General features: G+C 60.9%; 20 protein-coding genes, 1 tRNA gene and 2 pseudogenes. 13 read left to right on the forward strand and 10 right to left on the reverse strand.

Annotated elements, in window-relative coordinates:
• The first annotated feature begins 18 nt into the window (after positions 1 to 18).
• The 4 genes and pseudogenes from ACN0SD_RS14005 to ACN0SD_RS14020 all read left to right on the forward strand — a co-directional run.
• Entirely contained in the window at positions 19 to 666 is a 648-nt protein-coding gene (locus tag ACN0SD_RS14005; protein ID WP_417808853.1) for a HupE/UreJ family protein, read from the forward strand.
• Positions 656 to 1,459, forward strand: coding sequence for a hypothetical protein (locus ACN0SD_RS14010; RefSeq protein WP_417808854.1), 804 nt, complete (start codon positions 656 to 658; stop codon positions 1,457 to 1,459). The genes ACN0SD_RS14005 and ACN0SD_RS14010 overlap by 11 nt, the downstream gene beginning before the upstream one ends.
• Positions 1,456 to 2,040 (forward strand): DUF1007 family protein, encoded by a 585-nt coding sequence (locus ACN0SD_RS14015; protein WP_417808855.1) that lies wholly within the window; start codon positions 1,456 to 1,458, stop codon positions 2,038 to 2,040. The genes ACN0SD_RS14010 and ACN0SD_RS14015 overlap by 4 nt, the downstream gene beginning before the upstream one ends.
• Before the next feature lie 335 nt (positions 2,041 to 2,375).
• A pseudogene (locus ACN0SD_RS14020) lies at positions 2,376 to 2,522 on the forward strand (IS3 family transposase); the annotation flags it as partial.
• A 343-nt stretch (positions 2,523 to 2,865) separates the two neighbouring features.
• Here ACN0SD_RS14020 and ACN0SD_RS14025 read toward each other — a convergent pair.
• Entirely contained in the window at positions 2,866 to 3,174 is a 309-nt protein-coding gene (locus tag ACN0SD_RS14025) for a phosphoribosyl-ATP diphosphatase (protein WP_417808856.1), read from the reverse strand.
• Positions 3,174 to 3,932 carry an imidazole glycerol phosphate synthase subunit HisF gene (hisF, locus tag ACN0SD_RS14030; protein ID WP_417808857.1) on the reverse strand — a complete coding sequence of 253 codons (759 nt, stop codon included), beginning with the start codon at positions 3,930 to 3,932 and terminating at the stop codon, positions 3,174 to 3,176. The genes ACN0SD_RS14025 and hisF overlap by 1 nt, the downstream gene beginning before the upstream one ends.
• Positions 3,933 to 4,103: 171 nt before the next feature.
• Here hisF and ACN0SD_RS14035 point away from each other — a divergent pair, with 171 nt between their 5' ends.
• Complete coding sequence (locus tag ACN0SD_RS14035) at positions 4,104 to 4,577, forward strand: hypothetical protein (RefSeq protein ID WP_417808858.1); 474 nt, start codon at positions 4,104 to 4,106, stop codon at positions 4,575 to 4,577.
• Positions 4,578 to 4,608: 31 nt separating this feature from the next.
• Here ACN0SD_RS14035 and ACN0SD_RS14040 read toward each other — a convergent pair whose 3' ends face one another.
• The gene (locus ACN0SD_RS14040; protein WP_417808859.1) at positions 4,609 to 5,196 is read right to left on the reverse strand and encodes a TetR family transcriptional regulator; all 588 of its coding nucleotides are present in this window, start codon (positions 5,194 to 5,196) and stop codon (positions 4,609 to 4,611) included.
• Positions 5,197 to 5,308: 112 nt separating this feature from the next.
• On the opposite strand from ACN0SD_RS14040, the gene ACN0SD_RS14045 reads away from it, so the two are divergent.
• From ACN0SD_RS14045 to glpX, 3 genes are all read left to right on the forward strand, one after another.
• On the forward strand, positions 5,309 to 5,560 hold the full coding sequence (locus ACN0SD_RS14045; protein ID WP_417808860.1) for a hypothetical protein: 252 nt from the start codon (positions 5,309 to 5,311) through the stop codon (positions 5,558 to 5,560).
• A gap of 159 nt (positions 5,561 to 5,719) precedes the next feature.
• Positions 5,720 to 7,024 (forward strand): homoserine dehydrogenase, encoded by a 1,305-nt coding sequence (locus tag ACN0SD_RS14050; RefSeq protein WP_417808861.1) that lies wholly within the window; start codon positions 5,720 to 5,722, stop codon positions 7,022 to 7,024.
• 126 nt (positions 7,025 to 7,150) lie between these two features.
• Positions 7,151 to 8,116 (forward strand): class II fructose-bisphosphatase, encoded by a 966-nt coding sequence (glpX, locus tag ACN0SD_RS14055; RefSeq protein ID WP_417808862.1) that lies wholly within the window; start codon positions 7,151 to 7,153, stop codon positions 8,114 to 8,116.
• A 67-nt stretch (positions 8,117 to 8,183) separates the two neighbouring features.
• Here the strand turns inward: glpX and ACN0SD_RS14060 are convergent, their stop codons facing one another.
• Complete coding sequence (locus ACN0SD_RS14060) at positions 8,184 to 8,612, reverse strand: SufE family protein (RefSeq protein WP_417808863.1); 429 nt, start codon at positions 8,610 to 8,612, stop codon at positions 8,184 to 8,186.
• A gap of 123 nt (positions 8,613 to 8,735) precedes the next feature.
• Here ACN0SD_RS14060 and ACN0SD_RS14065 point away from each other — a divergent pair, with 123 nt between their 5' ends.
• Positions 8,736 to 9,233 carry a hypothetical protein gene (locus ACN0SD_RS14065; protein WP_417808864.1) on the forward strand — a complete coding sequence of 166 codons (498 nt, stop codon included), beginning with the start codon at positions 8,736 to 8,738 and terminating at the stop codon, positions 9,231 to 9,233.
• Between the two features lie 46 nt (positions 9,234 to 9,279).
• Here the strand turns inward: ACN0SD_RS14065 and rnd are convergent, their stop codons facing one another.
• The 3 genes from rnd to purM all read right to left on the reverse strand — a co-directional run bounded on the left by rnd (position 9,280) and on the right by purM (position 12,206).
• Entirely contained in the window at positions 9,280 to 10,443 is a 1,164-nt protein-coding gene (gene rnd, locus ACN0SD_RS14070) for a ribonuclease D (protein ID WP_417808865.1), read from the reverse strand.
• Between the two features lie 132 nt (positions 10,444 to 10,575).
• On the reverse strand, positions 10,576 to 11,163 hold the full coding sequence (gene purN, locus ACN0SD_RS14075) for a phosphoribosylglycinamide formyltransferase (protein WP_417808866.1): 588 nt from the start codon (positions 11,161 to 11,163) through the stop codon (positions 10,576 to 10,578).
• Complete coding sequence (gene purM / locus ACN0SD_RS14080) at positions 11,160 to 12,206, reverse strand: phosphoribosylformylglycinamidine cyclo-ligase (RefSeq protein WP_417808867.1); 1,047 nt, start codon at positions 12,204 to 12,206, stop codon at positions 11,160 to 11,162. Before purM ends, purN begins: the two co-directional genes overlap by 4 nt.
• A gap of 134 nt (positions 12,207 to 12,340) precedes the next feature.
• Between purM and ACN0SD_RS14085 the strand changes: the two genes are divergently transcribed.
• The 4 genes and pseudogenes from ACN0SD_RS14085 to ACN0SD_RS14100 all read left to right on the forward strand — a co-directional run bounded on the left by ACN0SD_RS14085 (position 12,341) and on the right by ACN0SD_RS14100 (position 16,264).
• Positions 12,341 to 12,417 (forward strand) — tRNA-Ile (locus tag ACN0SD_RS14085).
• 289 nt (positions 12,418 to 12,706) lie between these two features.
• Positions 12,707 to 14,953 (forward strand): Hint domain-containing protein, encoded by a 2,247-nt coding sequence (locus ACN0SD_RS14090; protein WP_417808868.1) that lies wholly within the window; start codon positions 12,707 to 12,709, stop codon positions 14,951 to 14,953.
• Positions 14,954 to 14,979: 26 nt separating this feature from the next.
• Positions 14,980 to 15,332: pseudogene (locus ACN0SD_RS14095) on the forward strand (choline-sulfatase); the annotation flags it as partial.
• Positions 15,333 to 15,436: 104 nt separating this feature from the next.
• Complete coding sequence (locus ACN0SD_RS14100; RefSeq protein WP_417808869.1) at positions 15,437 to 16,264, forward strand: aldo/keto reductase; 828 nt, start codon at positions 15,437 to 15,439, stop codon at positions 16,262 to 16,264.
• 19 nt (positions 16,265 to 16,283) lie between these two features.
• Here ACN0SD_RS14100 and ACN0SD_RS14105 read toward each other — a convergent pair whose 3' ends face one another.
• The 3 genes from ACN0SD_RS14105 to ACN0SD_RS14115 form a co-directional block, all read right to left on the reverse strand.
• On the reverse strand, positions 16,284 to 17,573 hold the full coding sequence (locus ACN0SD_RS14105; RefSeq protein WP_417808870.1) for a DUF3422 family protein: 1,290 nt from the start codon (positions 17,571 to 17,573) through the stop codon (positions 16,284 to 16,286).
• 118 nt (positions 17,574 to 17,691) lie between these two features.
• Positions 17,692 to 18,993, reverse strand: coding sequence for an NAD(P)/FAD-dependent oxidoreductase (locus ACN0SD_RS14110; RefSeq protein ID WP_417808871.1), 1,302 nt, complete (start codon positions 18,991 to 18,993; stop codon positions 17,692 to 17,694).
• Between the two features lie 4 nt (positions 18,994 to 18,997).
• Positions 18,998 to 20,362, reverse strand: coding sequence for a glutamine synthetase family protein (locus tag ACN0SD_RS14115; protein ID WP_417808872.1), 1,365 nt, complete (start codon positions 20,360 to 20,362; stop codon positions 18,998 to 19,000).

Consider the following 20,362-nt stretch of genomic DNA (forward strand, 5'->3'; position numbering starts at 1 on the left):
ACAACCGAAAGATCGCCCATGCCTCATCGTCGCCTTGCCGCTCTTGCAGCCCTGATTTTGCTTATCATCCCACAAATGGCGGCGGCGCATATCACGCAGACCGGATCGGGCGGGTTTACCGCCGGGTTCGAGCATCCGCTGTCGGGATATGACCATTTCCTCGCGATGTTCTCGGTGGGTCTTTGGGGCGCGCAGATGGGCGGGCGGCGCGTGTGGTCGCTGCCGGTGACCTTCCCGATGATCATGGTCGTGGGCGGCATCATTGGCATTCTGGGCCTGCCGCTACCGGGGATTGAGATTGGCATCGCGCTGTCCATCATCGTGCTTGGGCTGGCAATTGGAGCGGCTTGGAAACCTGCGGAATGGGTGTCGCTGGCGATCATCGCGGTGTTTGCGCTCTATCATGGCTATGCGCACGGGGCAGAATTGCCGATGGCCGCCGACCCTGCCGATTACGCGATTGGTTTTGTGCTGGCGACCGGGTTTATTCACGTCATTGGCGTGGGGGTCGGGCTGGTGCTCAACCCGATCTGGAAGGGGCGGCTCTCGCAGGGGCTGGGCCTGCTCATCGCAGTTGTCGGCCTTGGTTTCCTTGCATTGGCGCTGGGATATCTGCAATCTCAACTGGATTTCTTGAACGCGGGGCTAAGCATCTTTGGATCTTGAAAACGCGCCTTCCCGGCCCAGCGGCTTGGGCTGGTTACGCCACCTTTGGGTACTGCTTGGGCTGACAGCACTGATCGTGCTGGCGCTGCTGCCAGTGGCGCAGCGCGGCGAGGTTGGCGCGTGGCTGATCCGCGATGCGCTGGCTGTCGAGCGGCTGTTTCCGCTGTTTGGTTTTGGCATCGCACTGGCGCTGGTGCCGATACGCTCTGCGCGCGTCGCTTGCGCCTTGTGGGTCGTGGGAATGGCTGCAGGCTTGGGTCTGCGCGTCGAGATCATGGACGCGTTGCAACAAATTCCCGGCGCGATCACGCATCATTTCCTGACGATGCCGATATCGGCCATCGCGATTGGCGCGACGCTGGCGCTGGGGCGCGCGCCGCGTCCGGTGCTGATCTTGCCCGCCGCGCTGATCCTTGGCGTGATGTATGCGCTGGCGACGAAACTGTCTGACCCAAGCTATGGCGGCAAGCCGTGGGTGTTTCTCGCGGGTGCGGCGCTGGGGGTCTGGTTGACCGGTGCGGTGGCACTGAGCTTACGGTCGTGGCGCGCGGGCTGGTTTGAAATTGCGGGCCGGATCGTGGGCAGTTGGCTGGTCGCGATCGGGATTTTGTATGGCGGCGTGGCGTTGATGGGCAACAAGCTAAAGGCGAAAACCGCGTCCCCGCAAAACGCCGCCTCGGAAAACCCGCCCGCTGCGCAATCCGCGGTGCCCGAGGCCGATGCCTTTCCCTCATTCGGTGCGCCCCCGCCTGCCGCCCCGCCGGGTGAGAAGAAACCGGAGTTCCAGCCATGATCGCGCGCCCGTTGATCGCCGGGCTTTTGGCCCTGACGCCGCTGGTCGCTACCGCCCACCCTGAGGACGAATTGCTGGTGCGGCTCCTGGTAGGCATGGACAAGGGCAAGATCACTCATATCGGCGAAAGCTGGACGTTTGACCTCTCGGTATCACAGTGGCTGTTGCAGACCTTTGACACCAATGGAGATGGCAAATTCGACGGGGCCGAGTTGGACGCGGTGCATAAGGCGACCAAGCAAAACACCGAAGGCTCGTTTTATTACACGCGCATCTGGAAAGGAGCAGAGCAGCTTCCTGATCCCCTGATTTACGGCTTTCAGGCGAGCGTGAAAGACGGGGTTGTGACGTTGGCATTCGCCTTGGGTTTAGCTGCGCCCGAAGACCCTAATGCGCTGCGCATTGAAATGTATGACCCCGAAAATCTGACCGGGCTAGTACCCGTGAAAAACGACCCGGTGGTCATTCGTAGCACCGCTGAGGGGCAAACCTGCGTACCCAATGTCGCGGTGAACAAGCCCGATGTGCATGGCGGGCCTGATGACATTCCGATTGCGCTGACGCTGGCCTGTAGCGGATAGCAGGTAGCGTGGTTCTAGCCCGAAGAGCTATCCGACAAGATGTGCGTTAGTTGATTATCTTCAGCCCATTCTTACCGTTTTTCGTAGTGGGTGTCCAAATGTCTTCCAACGGCATGGGCGACGTGCCGGCCGTTTGCTGCTAGTGCGATGGCACTGGATATACTTTTCCAGAGCCGACATTCGCCCTAGCGCGGAACGCTCGCCACGCCACAGACAACTCATATCTCGAAAACTCGTACAAAAAGCAGCGCCATGATCAGCAGGAACAGCGTTTCAACAATCAGGATCATGCTGTAGTTGGGTTTAACTTTGACAATTTGCGCAAGGCTGGTCTTTACCGCAGCCGTCGTGTCAGTCGCAGGCAACGATCTGATTTGGTCACGCTTGCGCCCATTAAGAAACACTCGCGTCGCAATCTCGGGAGCTATGGCTGGCCAAGAATAACGGAAGAGCGAAAGGAAATCGGCCGGGACGCGGGACACCACATTCAGTCCGCGTTCTGAAGCGGCTCTTGACCTCTCTTGCAAGACCAGCAACGGCTGCATCTAGCCAACGAACACTTGGGCAATTTGGGCCGAAGGATCGCCCTCATACCGGATGCAGAAAATCCACAGCACCTGAGCGCCGCAGAGCAGTTGATACTCCTGATCGAGGAATTCAAAGGGGATCGACAAATAACGGTCAAGCTGGGGGCGCTGCCCCCACTTCGGCGTTGCCGAATTCACCCCCGGGATATTTGGATCAAGAGGAAGGGCACGCGCGTTCCCGCTTCCAAGTGTTGAAAATATCCTGGGGGAGGCCGCAGGCCGGGGGCAGCGCCCCCGACTATCGCGCAGCTTTTTCGGCGATGCCAGAGGTGCCTTGGCGGCGCTCAAGCTCGGCAAGCACTTCGGACAATGTCACATCTCGCGCGGCCAGCATGACCAGCAGATGATAAAGGACGTCGGCAGATTCATAGACCAAGTTCTCGCGGTCGTTCTTGACGGCCGCGATGATCGCCTCGACCGCCTCTTCACCGAATTTCTCGGCTGCCTTCTCAGGGCCTTTAGCCAAAAGCTTAGCGGTCCAAGAGCTGTCGGGATCAGCTGTTTTGCGCGCTTCAATCGTGGCAAAAAGTGTTTCTAAAGTGTTCATCACAACCTCACCGCAATGCCCGCATCGGCCATATGTTGTTTGGCCTCGCGGATCGTGAACTCGCCGAAGTGAAAAATCGAGGCGGCCAGTACAGCGCTGGCCCCGCCTTTGGTCACGCCTTCGACGAGGTGGTCAAGCGTGCCCACGCCCCCGCTTGCGATCACCGGCACATCAACCGCGTCGGAAATCGCACGCGTCAGCGGCAGGTTGAAGCCCGCCCGCGTGCCATCGCGATCCATTGAGGTCAGCAGGATTTCCCCCGCGCCTTTGGCCGCGACGGTGCGGGCGAAGTCTACCGCGTCGATGCCTGTGGGTTTGCGCCCGCCATGAGTGAAAATCTCCCAGCGGCCGGGCTCGACGGTTTTGGCGTCAATCGCACAGACGATGCATTGGCTGCCAAAGCGATCGGCAGCTTGCGCGATCACGTCCGGATCGGCCACGGCGGCCGAGTTGAAACTGACCTTGTCCGCCCCGGCCAGCAGCAGCGCGCGCACGTCCTCATGGCTGCGCACGCCGCCGCCCACGGTGAGAGGCATGAAACATTGCTCGGCGGTGCGGGTGACCAGATCGAACATCGTGCCGCGGTTTTCATGCGTGGCATGGATATCGAGGAAACACAGCTCATCCGCGCCTGCCGCGTCATAGGCCTTAGCGGCCTCGACCGGATCGCCCGCGTCGATCAAGTTGACGAAATTCACGCCCTTGACCACGCGCCCATCGGCCACGTCGAGACAGGGGATGATGCGGGTTTTCAGCATGGCGTGGAGCTCCTTTGGCGCCTTCTTAGCGCGCAAGACCGCAGAGGCAAAGAGGGCATGGCGCGCACCCGTGTCACCATGCCACGACCAAAGCACGGAATACCGCGATTGTCGCCCTTTTCCTAGCGGTGGTAAAATACACTTGCGCGAACGTCAAAAGGGGAGACGATCATGATGATGCGCAAACTTACACTTGCTGCGGCTTTGGCTTGCGTCGCAAGCGGGGCGATGGCGGAGGATACCAAGGGCTTTGTCGGGCTGAACTGGGTTTTCGGTGCACGCAGCAGTGGGTTTGAGGGCGTTCTCGGCGCGATGCGTTACGACGTTGACCCCGATGGCGACACGAATGGTGCGAAGCTCTCGTTGCATCTGGGCTTTGGCCAAGGACCGATCACTGGGAAAATCAAGCTGACCGGGCTGACGGGGCGCAATACCGCGATGGCCGAGTTGGGTCTGGGCTATGCCAGCTATGGCTTCTTTGGCACCGGTGGCGTCTGGGGGCAGCATTGGAATGTCGGCGGAGATCTGTCGTTCAACGGCGATTGGGACGGCTATGTCGGGTTACATTCGCTGAAACTGGATCGTCCGAGTTCGGCGCCGACGGCGACCATAATCCCGCCCCCGTCGAGCTCAGAACCAAACTAAATCCGATGTCATTCGCGCAAGGCGGCTCGGGTCACGCGCCGACCGCTTTGCGCACCATATCCCAGTAAATATCCTCGACCATAGGGCGGCTCAGTCGTCCGCCTTCGCGAAACCATGTTGTGACGCCGGTCAGCATGGCGATGATCGCCATCGTCGCCAGTTTGGTGTCGGGGATCAGGAACGCGCCCGTCTGTTGGCCCGCTTTCAGAATATCTTCCAACTCGTTCTCGTAGGCGCGCCGCTGGCTCTCAATCATCGCGAAATTCTCGGGGCCGAGGTTGCGCAGTTCCATATAGCTGAGAAACACCGCATCGGCGCGGCTGAGGTTGAAGCCGATGTGAAAGCGCACGAAGGCCTCAAGAGCCGCCATTGGCCCGGTCCCGCGTGGCTGGGCGGCCCATGCGGCCAGCAGCTCGTCCATATGGGTTTTGAGCAGATCAAACAGCAGCGCCTCTTTGTCGGGCGTATAAAGATACAGCGCCCCCGCCTGCACCCCGACCGCCGCTGCGATCTGGCGCATCGAAACGGCTGCAAAGCCGTGACGGGCGAAAAGTTGCTGCGCCTGCTCGCGGATTTTCGGACCGGTAATTTGTGAATGTGAGCCAGTTTTGCGTGCCATAGCGCGAAGTTAACTGAACACTCGTTCAGCATCAAACCCGAAAGCGCAGAAATCGGCGCTGGTGCTGTGCAGCGTTGCACCATATCTTGAGGGCGATCTGACAGGAAACAATATGCTGCGCACCCCTTCCCTTCTGGCCCTTATCTGCCTGACAGCGGCTTGCGCGGGTGCGCCGGGTGAGGAATATCCCAAGCTGGTTCCCCTCGACACTCTGCTTAGTGATGAACCGCTAACTCCCAGCCCCGCCCCCGAACTTGAGGCGCGCGCAGATGCGTTGCGCGCACGTGCCGACGCGCTGCGCCGCGTTGATGTGGTGGATGAGAACGATCTAGCCGCGCAAAATAGCGTTACGACTTCACCTTAAGACGTACTTTATCGTTTTTCGCGTTCGACCGAAGGGAGAGGCAGCGAACAAACGATTCAAGATTAAGTCGAAACGCTTTAGGGGCGGCGATGCGCGCCGTTGCGCGGGGCGCGCTTTCCCGCTAACAGGGCGCAATTCCGATTTTACACGAGGTTTCCCATGTCTGCGCCAGCCCCTAGCGACCAGCCCTTGCGTCTTGGCATTGCGGGTCTTGGCACTGTGGGGATTGGCGTCGTTAAAATCGTGCATCGTCACGCCGATCTGCTGGCCGCGCGGGCTGGTCGCCCCGTTGTGATTACGGCCGTCTCGGCGCGTGATCGCACCAAGAACCGAGATGCGGACCTGTCCAATTTCGCTTGGGAAAGTGACCCGGTGGCTCTGGCCACGCGCGAAGATGTCGATGTCTTCGTCGAGGTGATGGGCGGGCATGAAGGCGCGGCCAAGGATGCCACCGAAGCGGCACTGCGCGCGGGCAAAGATGTGGTCACCGCCAACAAGGCGTTGCTGGCCCATCACGGGCAGGCGCTGGCGGAACTGGCTGAAAACCTAAATCGCGCGATCCGTTTTGAGGCGGCTGTGGCAGGCGGCATTCCGGTGATAAAGGTGCTCACCGAGGGGCTGGCCGGCAACGGTATGCGCCGCGTAATGGGCGTGATGAACGGCACCTGCAACTATATCCTGACGCGGATGGAAGAAGCCGGTCTGCCCTATGACACGGTGTTCGAGGAAGCCCGCCAACTGGGCTATCTTGAAGCCGATCCCAATCTTGACGTGGGCGGAATCGACGCGGGCCACAAGCTGGCGATCCTCGCCGCGATTGCCTTTGGCACGCAGGTCAGTTTTGACAATGTGGTGCTGGAGGGGATCGGGCGGATCTCGATCGACGATATCCGGCGCGCGGGCGATATGGGCTACAAGATCAAACTGCTGGGCGTGGCTCAGATGACCGGGCGCGGGCTAGAGCAACGCATGACGCCCTGCCTTGTGCCGGCCTCGTCGCCTCTGGGGCAGCTGACGGGCGGCACCAATATGGTCGTGCTTGAAGGCGACGCCGTGGGCCAGATCGTGTTGCGCGGAGCGGGCGCGGGCGAAGGCCCGACCGCCAGCGCTGTGATGGGCGATGTGATGGATCTTGCACGCGGCCTGCGGCTGTCGACTTTTGGTCAACCCGCCGCGAAGCTGGTGAAGGCAACGCCCGCCGTGGCCCCAAACCCCGCGCCCTATTACCTGCGCCTGCAGTTGGCCGACAAGCCGGGGGCGCTGGCTAAGGTGGCGACGATCTTGGGCGAATCGGGCGTGTCGATCAGTCGCTTGCGCCAATATGGCCATGCCGACACCTCGGCCCCGGTGCTGATCGTGACGCATAAAACCACGCGCGATGCGATAGATCACGCCATCGCTGCCCTGCCTGCCACCCGTGTCGTCGAAGGCGAGCCGGTCGCGATCCGCATCGAAGAGCTGTAAACCGCTTGCAACGCGCGTCCGCCGCAAAGCGGCGCGACCGTTAGCGTTCACAGGGTTGCCCTTGCACGCGTGGCGGGGTTTATCTGTGCGCGGTGGCCTATCGCCGATGGCAAACAGGAAAAGAACATGACCCCTCTGAGTGATTTCAACGACCGTATGCTTTCGCTGGGCCTTGCCCGCGTCTCCGAGGCGGCCGCCCATGCTTCGGCCGATTTGATCGGGCGCGGCGATGAAAAAGCAGCCGATCAGGCGGCGGTGAACGCGATGCGTGACCAGCTCAACAAGCTGGACATCCGCGGCACCGTGGTGATTGGTGAGGGCGAGCGCGACGAAGCCCCGATGCTGTTTATCGGCGAGGAAGTCGGTGCCGGCACCGGCCCGGAGGTCGATATTGCGCTCGACCCGCTGGAAGGCACAACGCTGACGGCCAAGGACATGCCTAACGCGCTGACCGTGATCGCGATGGCACCGCGCGGCTCGCTGCTGCATGCGCCCGATGTCTACATGGAAAAGCTGGCGATCGGGCCGGGCTATGAAAAAGATATCGTCAGCCTCGATATGAGCCCGACCGAGCGGATCGAAGCCTTGGCGCGCGCGCAAGGGGTGGAGCCCAAGAACATCGCGGTCTGCATTCTGGATCGTCCGCGCCACGAGGACATGATCGCCGAAGTGCGCAGCACCGGTGCCAAAATCCGCCTGATCACCGATGGCGACGTGGCCGGTGTGATCCATTGCGCCGAACCTGATTTCACCGGAATCGATATGTATATGGGCTCAGGTGGCGCGCCAGAGGGCGTTCTGGCAGCCTCGGCGCTGAAATGTATGGGCGGTCAGATGTGGGGCAAGCTGTTGTTCCGCAATGATGACGAGCGGGGCCGCGCGAGAAAGGCCGGGATCACCGATTTCGACAAAATCTACACACGCGATGACATGGTGCGCTCGGATGTGATCTTTGCGGCAACCGGTGTAACAGACGGCTCGATCGTCAAGGGCGTGAAGCGCGAGCCGACCTATATCGAAACCGAAACGATGCTGATGCGCTCGAAAACCGGGTCGCTGCGTCGCATGATCTATCGCAACCCGGTGCGCTAAGGCGCGCCGCTTGCAACGTCAAAGGGGGCCGCGCGGCCCCTTTTTTAATGCGCGAACAGTGGACGTGTCAGGCGCTCGCGGCCTCGGCAGCCAGCTTGCGAATCCGCTCGATCATCGCGCGCAGCCCGTTCGAGCGCTGAGCCGACAGGTGATCGTTCAACCCCAGCCGCGCCAATTCGCCCGCTGCATCAACTTCGCCCACCTGCGTCACGCTCAGACCCGAATAAAGCGCGTGCAAAATCGCGATCAGCCCCTGCACGATCATCGCATCGCTCTCGCCCTCAAAATCGAACTGCGCCTGCGGGCCGGTGCCATCGATGCGCGGCAGCAGCCAGACCTGACTGGCACAGCCATGCACCTTGGTCGCAGGCACCTTCACCGCCTCGTCGAGCCCCGGCAATTCGCGCCCCAGCTCGATCACATGGCGGTAGCGGTCCTCCCAGTCGTCGAGAAATTCAAAGGTCTCGGCAATCTCTTCAAACGCTTCGCGGGCCATCACGGGGTTCCTTGCATCAACTTGAGGCTCTTGGGTAACGCGCGCGCGCGTCTGCGTCCAGACGCGGCTTTTCAAAAGCTGCGTGATCGGCTACCAGAGATCTTGGACAGCTTCGGAGCGACCATGAACAAAGCCCTGATTGCGGCACTTGCCTTAACACTTGCCACCGCTGGCTGCGGCACCATTCGCGGCAGCAAACTCAACCCGTTCAACTGGTTTGGCAAAAGCCAACCAGAGGCGCAGACTACGCTCGCGCCCAAGGGCGGCTACCCGACGCAAATCGGCAAGCCCTGGCAGCAGCCTGTGGCGCAGGTTCTCAGCCTGTCGGTCGACAAAGCCTCCTCTGGCGCGATTGTCACCGCGATGGGCCTGCCCCCGACGCAAGGCTATTGGCAAACCGATCTGGTCGCGCTCAATGACGGCAAACCCGATGCGAATGGCACGATGACCTATCGCTTCATGCTGACGCCTCCCGCGGCGGACAGTGCGGATGCGCGGCGTGTGTCGACGCAGCAATCGCGCGAAGTGTCGGCGGCGGCGTTCATCAGCAATTACAAGCTGCAAGGTGTGCGCAAAATCGTGGTCGAGGGCGCCGGGAACGCGCGCTCGGTGCGTCGCTAAGCACTACGTCCAAACATCGCGTTTAAGTAGCGCCGATTCCCCGGCGCTACAGATCCACCAGTTCGACCGATCCGCTGCGCGCGGTCAGCCCGACCTCGCCTTTGGCCAGTCGCAGCGCATCATGGCCAAACACCTCGGCGCGCCAGCCGTGCAGTGCCGCGACATCGCGTTTGCCCGCAGCGATCCGGTCCAGATCCGCAGAACTTGCGATCAGCTTGGCCGCCACGCCCGCCTCTTGCGATTTCGCCTTGAGCAGCACGCGCAAAAGATCGGCCAAGGCGGTATCGACCTGCAATTGCTGGCCTTGATCGGACGGGCGCGGCAGCGAGTCATGCGGCGCCTCAAGCCCCTCTTTCACCGCCAACATGATACCCTCGGCGATTTCGCCGCGCCGCGCCTCGCGCAGCAGCAGACGCGAGCGGTTGAGGTCTTCAAAACTGGCGGGCTTGGTCGAGGCCAGTTCCAGCAGCGCGTCATCTTTGAAAATGCGCGAGCGCGGGATGTTGCGGTTTTGCGCATAGCCTTCACGGAACTGCGCCAGCGCGCGCACGATACCCAGGAATCGGGCCGAACTGGTGCGGGTTTTGACGCGTTTCCACGCCTCTTCCGGGCGGTTGATATAGGTTTCGGGGTTCAGCAGCACCGCTTCTTCCTCGTGGACCCAAGCCTCGCGCCCGGTTTCCTTAAGCTGCTTTGAGAGGAATTCGTAAATCTGGCGCAGATGTGTGACATCGGCAATCGCGTATTTTTTTTGCGCCTCGGTCAGCGGGCGGCGCGACCAATCGGTAAAGCGCGAGGACTTATCCAGCGATTCCTTGGCGATCTTGCGCACCAGCGTCTCATAGCCCACCTGCTCGCCAAAGCCGCAGACCATCGCGGCGATCTGGGTGTCAAACAGCGGATCGGGAAAGACATTTCCCTCGGTGAAGAAGATCTCAAGGTCCTGACGCGCGGCATGAAACACTTTGACCGTCGCCGTGTGGCGAAACAAATCATAAAGCGGCTCAAGCGAGAGGTCGTCAGAGAGCGGGTCAACCAGAACCGCATCGCCCTCTTGGTCATCGTGGTTTGGTAGGGCCATCTGCACTAGGCACAGCTTGGACCAATAGGTCCGCTCGCGCAAAAATTCGGTGTCGATGGTAACGTAAGGCTCCAACTTCGCCTTGTCGCAGAATGCCGCGAGGGCGTCGGTCGTGGTAATGGTCTGCATGTCGCGCTTTCGCAAGGGAACGCGGGGTCATCCCGCAAGGTTATCGACCTTTAGCCCTGCGCGCGCAAAATGAAAAGCATCGCGCGAAATCGCGCCTGCGCCGTGGCGCGAAAGCCGCGATTGGGCCGCGCGTTACAGGATCAGCGGCGTGCGATCCCCTTGCGCGAACCGGCGCAGCACAGCGGGATAGAGGCGATGTTCCTGCACCAGCACCCGCGCGGCCAGCGTCTCGGGCGTGTCGCCCGACGCGATTGCCACGCGCGCTTGGCCCAAAATCGGGCCGTCATCCAGCACCGGGGTGACTTCGTGCACGGTGCACCCCGCCTCGGCATCTCTCGCCTCAAGCGCGCGCGCGTGGGTATGCAAGCCGGGATATTTCGGCAAAAGCGAAGGGTGAATATTGAGCATCCTGCCCGCGAAGCGACCAACGAAATCGGGCGTCAACACACGCATGAACCCGGCAAGGCAAAGGATATCGGGCTGGGCAGCAAGAATTGGTTTGAGCAATTCCGCCTCGAACGCGGCGCGATCTTTGCCGTAAGGGCGGTGATCAATCGCCGCCGTGGGCACGCCCATTCGCGCTGCCTTTTGAAGCCCCGCCGCATTTGCATCATTTGACGCCACCAGAACGGCACGCGCGGGGTGATCGCCGGTCATACTCTCAACCAGCTTGATCATATTTGACCCGCCGCCCGAAATCAGGATGGCGACCCGTTTCACAGCAGGCGCCCCGTGTAAGCCACCCCCTGCTCGGTGCCGATCGTGCCGATCCGACTGACGGTTTCACCCGCTTCGCTCAGTAGCGACGTGATCGCATCGGCACGCGCGGGATCGACCACGACGATCATGCCGATGCCACAGTTGAAAGTCTTGAGCAGTTCACCCTCAGCCATGCCCGCCGTATTCGCCAGCCAGCCAAAGACCGGCGGCAAGTCCCAAGACGACAGGTCAATCTCTGCGCCCAAACCTTCGGGGACCACACGCGGCAAGTTCTCGGTTAGCCCGCCGCCGGTGATATGAGCGAGCGCATGCACCCCCCCTGCACGCACCGCCGCGAGCGTCTGCGTCACATACAACCGAGTCGGGGCCAGCAGCGCCGCACCCAGCGTGCCATCGCCAAACGGGCAATCCGCATCCCAGCCAAGGCCCGACATCTCGACCACTTTGCGTACAAAGGAATAGCCGTTGGAATGCACCCCGTTCGAGGCAAGACCCAGCAGAACATCGCCCTCGGCCACGCCTGCGGGCAGGTCGCTGCCGCGCTCCATCGCGCCCACGGCAAAGCCTGCAAGGTCGAAATCGCCCTCTGTGTACATGCCCGGCATTTCCGCCGTCTCGCCGCCAATCAGCGCACAGCCCGATTGCGCGCAGCCCTCTGCAATGCCGTTGATGATGCGCGTGGCCTGATCCAGCTCCAGCTTTCCGGTCGCGAAATAATCAAGGAAAAACAGCGGCTCGGCACCCTGACACACCAGATCATTGACGCACATCGCCACCAGATCGACGCCGATCGTGTCAACATTGCCGGTGTCAATCGCGATGCGCAGCTTGGTGCCCACACCATCGGTCGCACCCACAAGGATTGGATCGTTATAACCCGCCGCCTTGAGATCGAACAGCGCGCCGAACCCGCCCAGCCCCGACATCGTGCCGGGGCGTTGCGTGCGCTTGGCGGCAGGCTTGATTTGCTCGACCAAAGCATTGCCTGCATCAATATCCACGCCCGCATCGGCATAGGTCAGGCCCGGTTTCTTATCGGTCATGGCGGCGCTCTCCAACAACGATCAACTGGGGCGCAGCCCTAGCGCAAGACCCGGGGTCAAGCAACGTCTGTTGGCCAAAAGCACGCCAAATTCTTGACGCCGCCTGCGCGCGTGATAGAGGGAGAGGCAATGGTGGGCCTGTAGCTCAATTGGTTAGAGCAGGGCGCTCATAACGCCTTGGTTGGGGGTTCGAGTCCCTCCGGGCCTACCAGTATTGCGATGCGGCGCGCAGGAGGCGTCCAGACCAAGCCGACCTGTATAAAAAGACAGTAGCTTGGCGGCGTCAATCACAATTCTGCCACAAAGATACCGCATGAAATGCACCATTCAACTATAAATTGAATGCGACAGCTGATATAGAAAATCAATCAAAGCAGTAACCAGTCGTCTTGTACTCAATCTCTCGAACCGGGACAGGTCCCCGTTGATCCCCGCCTATGCGGATTGGATGAGTTGGCAATCGCGATGGAAGCTGCGCGCAACCTAAGGGCTTTCGCGTTATGGCGACGACGTTCAACTGGATCTTTTTGGGCAACAGCTCAACGGACATCGATCGCTTCGAGTGGAGGTCGGGCGCTGAAAACGCCAGCGCTTTGACCGGCACCACATACGGCTCAAGCGCCGACCCGCTTTTCTCCCATATCACTTCCGCCACCATGATCGACAATGGCGGCAATTCCGGGCAGCTCGATACGGATACGTCGTCTTACGATCAGTTCACGACTGATATCGGCAATGGCGTGCAAACCTATGACTACGACGCGCTCGCGCTTTATACATCTACTCTGACTTATGCTGACGGCACCACCGCGACGGTGTCTGCCGTCATCGTGCAAGATACCGACGGCAACCTGTATCTTGCGCCCGAGATGAATTCGGCCGGCGCGGCTGATACCGCTGCCTATGAAGCCAAGCCCATTCGCTCGATCACGCTCGATACGCTCACGAGCAACAGCGCGGGTCTGGCGACAGATCGAGTGGTGACGGGTTGGGACGATGGCTATATCGACGGCACATCGGGCAATGACCTGATCGACAGCTCTTATGTCGAGCCGATCGCGAATGGCTCAGACAAGGTCGATAACAATGATGCCGGGCTGGCAGGCAGTTCGGGCGATGACGACTATATCCGCGCGGGCGCTGGCAACGACACGGTGCTTGCCGCACTTGGCAATGACACGGTGATGGCGGGCACCGGCAATGATTCTGTCGATGGCGGCTCGGGCAACGACTCGCTTATGGGCGAGGACGGCAATGACACACTGATCGGTGGGACGGGGAACGACACGCTTGATGGCGGGACGGGCAATGATTCGCTCAACGGAGGCGACGGAGCCGACAGCCTGCTGGGCGGCGATGGCAATGACACGCTGATCGGTGGCGCTGGTAACGACACGCTTTCAGGCGATGCGGGCAATGATAGCCTTGATGGCGGCACGGGGAATGACTCGCTTATGGGCGGTGAGGGCCTCGACACGCTGCATGGCGGCGCGGGCTCGGATGTGATCAGCGGCGGGGCCGGCATGGATTATGCCGATTACACCGATAGTGGCGCTGGCGTGAATATCGATCTGGGCGCGGCCACAGCCTCGGGCGGGGATGCTGCGGGTGATACACTGTCGGGCGTGGATGGCCTTTATGGTTCGGCCTATGGCGATACTTTGGTGGGGTTTGACGGGTCTTCGTCCGACCCCACAGACGGCTACACCAACGTCTTTTACGGCAATGCTGGCAATGACTACCTTGACGGTGCGGGGGGCGATGACAGCCTGTATGGCGGCGCAGACAATGACACCGTTCTGGGCGGCGATGGCAACGATCTTGTTGATGGCGGTAGCGGCAATGACAGTCTGGATGGCGGCGTGGGTGACGATACGGTCACGGGCGGCGCAGGCAATGACACGCTAACCGGCGGGGGCGGGGCCGATACGCTTTCGGGCGGCGATGATCAGGATCTTTTCGTTAACCTAACGGATGGCGATGTTATCGACGGTGGCGAGGGCGGCAATGACGCCGACACGCTTGATCTCAGCGACTGGGGCAAAGACCTTACGAACATCACGTTTGATCAGTCCAATCCTGAAAACGGCTCGGTCGAATTCCTTGACACATCGGGCAATGTCATCGGCACGATGACCTTCAGCAATATCGAGCGTGTCATCCCCTGTTTTACGCCGGGCACCCGGATTGCGACGCATCACGGCGAGCGTTTGGTCGAAGAGCTTGTGGTCGGTGATCGCGTTCTGACGCGCGACAATGGCTACCAAGAGATCCGCTGGATCGGGACGCGCCATTTGACGGCGCGTGAACTGCGCGCCTCGCCCGCGTTTTACCCGGTGGCGATTGCGCCCGGCGCCTTGGGCCCGAACATGCCAGCGCGCGCGATGAAGGTCTCACCGCAGCACCGCCTGCTGCTCAACGGGCCGCGCGCCGAATTACTGTGCGGCGAGTCTGAGGCGTTGGCAGTCGCGCGCCATCTTGACGGAATGCCCGGCATTGCGATCGACGACAGTGCTCAAGAGGTGACCTATATTCACCTGATGTTTGATCAGCACGAAATTCTGTCTTCGGACGGGCTGTGGAGCGAAAGCTTCCAGCCGGGCGTCGCGACCCTGCGCGATATGGAAACCGGCGTGCGCGACGAATTGCTGGCTTTGTTTCCGGACCTGGCAACAGGGCTGCATGCCTACCCCGCGGCGCGCCCGAGCCTAAAACGCCATGAGGCGCGGCTGGTCTTTGCTGCCTGAAGGGTGCGGATCGGATCGTCGGGGTTGCGTCGGGGCGCGCAGCGTTCATGTCGGGACAGTTGCCCTCGCGCAATGGCATTTATGATAACGCGGTCGAGTTCCGCTTGGACATTCCGAGCTACGCTCATCATCTGCGCCGCGCGGGCTATCAACCCTGCCTCTCGGGCAAGATGTATTCCGTCGGCCCCGATCAGTTGCAAGGTTTTGAAGAACGCCTGACCACCGATATTCACCCCGCCGATTTCGGCTGCCCCCCGATTACCGAAAACCGAGAGAGCGGATCGACTGGTGGTACCATAATTTGGGGTCGGTCACCGGTGCGGGCGTGGCCGAGACCACCAACCAGTTGGAGTATGACGCCAATGTCGCGCATGAAGCTGTATGATCTGGCGCGCGGAGAATGACCTCGCGCATAGGTGCCCCCCTGTTCGGAACCGCGCGGCGCCCTATCCTGTTGGCAGATAGCGAACACAGGAGAGCGCAATGACAGTCCCGATGATCACCCTCAACGATGGCACGAAAATCCCGCAACTCGGGCTTGGCGTGTGGAAAATGCCCGATGATGAAGCGCCCGGCATCATAATGAGCGCGCTCAATAACGGCTATCGCCATATCGACACCGCAGCGATTTATGGCAACGAGGTCGGCGTGGGCAAAGGTATCGCCCAAAGCGAAGTGGCGCGCGACGAGGTTTTCGTCACATCGAAACTTTGGAATGACCGGCAAGGCTTTGATGAGACTCTGCGCGCCTTTGATGAAAGCATGGGCAAGCTGGGGTTCGAGACGCTTGATCTGTATCTGATCCACTGGCCGATGCCGGCCAAAGACAAGTTTGTCGAGACATGGAAAGCGTTTATTCGGCTGCGCGAAGAGGGTCGCGTGCGCGCGATTGGCGTGTCCAATTTCCTGCCCGATCAGCTAGAGCAGCTGGTTAAAGAAACCGGCGTCACGCCCTGCGTCAATCAGATCGAGTTGCATCCGCGCTTTCAGCAAAAGGCCCAGCGCAAAGTGCATGACAAGATGGGAATTACGACCGAATGCTGGTCGCCGCTAGGGCAAGGCGAGCTGCTAGGCGAACCCGCCCTGATCGAGATCGCGGCGCGTTATGGCAAATCCGCCGCGCAGGTGATCTTACGCTGGGAGGTTCAGCTTGGCCTGATCACCATCCCGAAATCCTCGAACCACGACCGGATGCGTCAAAATATCTCGGTGTTCGATTTCGAACTGACCGACGGGGAAATGGCGCAAATCGCCTCGCTCGACTCCAAGGATGGCCGGATTGGCCCGAACCCCGCGACGGCAGATTTCTGAGGCACTTGCGTGGGCGGGCCTAGTGCTTGCCCACGCTATTATGAATGCGCCGGATCATCAGCCAGACCAGCAAGATCACGAGCGGCGTTAGCCCGGCGACCATCAGCTCTTTGGAAATCCCGATCTGTTTTGCAACCGGGTAAGTCAGATAGCCCGCAAGGCTGACGGCGTAATAGCTGATCGCGACGACCGACAGCCCCTCGACCGTGTGTTGCAGCTTGAGTTGCAGGTCGGACCTACGATCCATGCTTTCCAGCAGCTTCTGGTTCTGCGCCGAGCGTTCGACATCAACCCGCGTGCGCAGCAACTCGCCCGCGCGCGCCGCCCGCGTCACCATTTGGCGCAGCCGGGTCTCGGCAGATTTCACCGTGCGCACCGCGGGATCATAGCGCCGCGCCATGAACTCGCTTAGCTTTTGGCGACCCTCGAAACGAGTCTCGCGCAGGCTTTCAACGCGCTCGCGCACGATCGCCTCATAGGCGCCCGTGGCCGAAAAGCGGAAGGAGTGCTGCACCGCAAGACCTTCCAACTCCGCCGAGATTTCAAGCAACCCGTTCAAGGTCGCTTCGGCCGAGCGCGCATCATCGCCCATCCCCTCGACCAACTCGGTAAGGCGGGGATCAAGCGAATTCAGACGCCGCGATAAATCGCGCCCGCGCGTCAGCCCCAGCATCGACATCGCGCGATAGGTTTCCAGCTCGCAGATGCGCTGCACCGTGCGCCCGACCCGCCCCGGTCCGGTGCCGGGACGCACGAAAATCGCGAACCGCATCTGGCCATTTGGATCAAGCCGAAAATCGCCAGCGACTACTGCGCTCCCGTCCAAAACCCAAGTACAAACAAGGCTTTCCGCGACGAACCATTGCGCCAGAAGCGGGTCGATTTCATCGGGGTTGGCGGGCAGTTCCTCGATGCGGATCTGCACCGCCGCAAGCCGTCCACCCGGGCCTGCCGCAACCCATGCCGGAGGAAAAACCTCGGTTTCCGCCGGATCAAAAGGGCGCGCTGACGTGCCGGGCGCAAAGGCAAGATAGGTTGTGAATTCGGTATGGCTTTCCCATTTCAGCTCGTGTCGCCCGATCTTGCCCGCGAAATGGGTGATCCCGGTTTGTGGCGGGGTCGTGCCGCTGCGATTGAGCAGATCCACCAGATGCGCCTGATCCTTGGCACGGTCGCGATTGGCCGCATCGCGCGGCTCTTTGAAAGCGACGTAGACGGCATGGCTTGGCACGCCCAGCTTGGGATAGGGACGCGCGTGCAGCTCGTTTACAAGCGCATAGCGCTGCGGGTGATCAATCGTCGGGTCCATCGCAATTTCCTGAGGTTCACAGGGCTGTTACAGCTTGCTGAGACGAAATCGCCCCGCAATCAAGCTTTTGAGGGTATGCAACAGTATATCGTGCAAATCTGCCACAGCGAGGGCGGCGCTATAACCCGATCCGGTCGCGCATCGCAAACCACGTCATTGCTAGCATCAAAAGCGGGCTGCGCAGCATGCCGCCACCCGGAAAAGCCGGAACCTTCAGCCCCGCCATGAGATCAAAGCGCTCGGCTTGACCGGCAACCGCCTCGGCCATGATTTTCCCCGCCAGCGTAGCCATCGCCACGCCATGTCCGGAAAACCCGCTGGCAGAAAACGCGTTTTTCAGCGGCCGCGCGAAATAGGGCATCCGCGAGCGCGTAATCGCAAGCGTGCCGCCCCAAGCGTAGTCGATGCGGGTATCGGCAAGGCCGGGATAGACCTCAAGCATCGGCTTGCGCACGGTTTTCAGGATATCGGGAAAGCGGTAACCATAGCTTTCGCCACCGCCAAACAGCAGGCGGTTATCCTCGGACAAGCGCCAGTAATTCACGACGAACTTCGTATCAGCCACGGCCACGTTTTCACGCAAGACCTGTGACACGCGATCGCCCAACGGCTCAGTCGCGACGATGAAGTTGTTGATCGGCATGACGCGGCTGGAAACGCGCGGCGCAAGCTGGCCGAGATAGCCGTTGCCCGCAAAGATCAGATGATCGGCGTCGATATGGCCGTGGCGCGTCTGCACCCGCACTTTGGCGCCGGGGCGGATGTGATGCACATGCGAATTCTCATGGATCTGCACGCCCGCCTTATCGCACGCCAGCGCCAGACCTTGCGCGAAGTTCAGCGGATGCAAATGCCCCGCACCCCGGTCGATATCGCCGCCAAGATAGGCATCGGATGGCAGGATCGCGCGCAAGGCGTCACGGTCCAGCGGCTGCACCTGATCATAGCCATACTCGCGCGCCAGCTTTTCGGCCATGCGGTGGGAATGGGTCACCTCAGCAGACGTGCGACACGCATGAACGATGCCGGGATGCAAGGTCACGGGCATCGCGTGATCCGCAATCAGATCACGGATCAACTGCTTGGCCTCTTGGCCCAGATCCCAAAGCTTTCGCGCCATCTCGGGGCCATGCGTGGCCTCAAGATCGTCTTGCTCAAGACGTTGGCCGGACCCGACCTGTCCGCCATTGCGCCCGCTTGCGCCAAAACCGACGCGATGCGCCTCTAGCACCGTCACGCCAAAGCCGCGCTGCGCCAGATGCAGCGCCGCCGACAACCCCGTGAACCCCGCCCCCACGACACAAACATCGGTGTCGTGACGGCCCTTCAACTCGGGCCAGCGTTTGTCCGTTAGCGCAGTCGCGGCGTAATAGCTTGGCGCGTGCTCACCCTGTTTGTCATTGGCGAAAAGCAGATCCATCAGATCACACGTTCAGCAACAAGTGCTCACGCTCCCACGGGCTGATAACTTGCAGGAACTCTTTGTATTCATTGCGTTTTACCGCCTCATACACATCGCAGAATTCCTCGCCAAGAACGCCACGCACAGGGTCACTTCCGCTCATCAGATCCAGCGCGTCGCCCAAGGTCACCGGCACATCTTCGGCCGACATATAGGCATCGCCCAGACATTCCGGCTTGGGCAGTTTGCGCTCTTTCAGCCCCAGATAAGCGCACGCCAAGGACGCCGCGAGCCCCAGATAAGGGTTGCAATCCATCCCCGCCAAGCGGTTCTCGATGCGACGCGCAGCCGGCCCCGAGATCGGCACCCTTAAGCCGGTGGTGCGGTTGTCACGCCCCCATTCCAGATTGATCGGCGCGGCAAAGTCGGGGACGTAGCGGCGATAGCTGTTCACATAGGGCGCGAGTAGCGCAATCACTGCTGGAAGGTGGCTTTGCAGCCCCGCGATGCAATGCATGAACGCCTCGGTTTCGCTGCCATCGGGGTTGGAGAAGATATTCTCGCCCGTTTTGATGTCGATCACCGACTGGTGGATATGCATCGCCGAGCCCGGCTCGCCCTCAATCGGCTTGGCCATGAAGGTCGCAAAACAATCATGGCGCAACGCAGCCTCGCGGATCAGCCGCTTGAAGTAGAAAATCTGATCGGCGAGATGCACCGGGTCGCCATGCGCGAGGTTGATCTCGATCTGGCCTGCGCCGCCCTCTTGCAAGATGCCGTCGATCTCAAAGCCCTGCATTTCCGCGAAATCGTAGATGTCGTCGATCACCTTGCCATATTCATCGATCGCACTCATCGAATAGGCCTGCTTTGCCGCCGCGCGCCGCCCCGAGCGCCCCATCGGCGGGATGATCGGCTGGTTGGGGTCGATATTACGCGCCACAAGGAAGAATTCCATTTCGGGCGCGATGATCGGCTTCCAGCCCTCGGCCTCATAAAGTGCGAGCACACGTTTGAGCACATTGCGCGGCGCGATCGGCACCGGGTTGCCCTCTTGATCCTCGACGTCGTGGATGATCTGCAAGGTCCAGTCCGCTGTCCAAGGCGCGGCCGTAGCGGTAGAAAAATCAGGCGTCAGGATCATGTCCGGCTCGGTAAACGCGCCGCTGGGATTGTCGGTCCACTCACCCGTGATCGTTTGCAAAAAGATCGAGTTTGGCAGGAAAAACCGGTCCTGAAACTGGAACTTCGAGGCCGGCATAGCTTTGCCGCGCGCCACCCCTGCGATATCGGCCACGATGCATTCGACCTCATCGAGGCGGCGCCCTTTCATATAGTCGCGCGCCGCTTGCGGGATCTTGTCGGTCCAATCCGATGTCTGGCTCAT

It is taken from the genome of Thioclava sp. (assembly GCF_048263065.1).
Taxonomy (GTDB): Bacteria; Pseudomonadota; Alphaproteobacteria; order Rhodobacterales; family Rhodobacteraceae; genus Thioclava.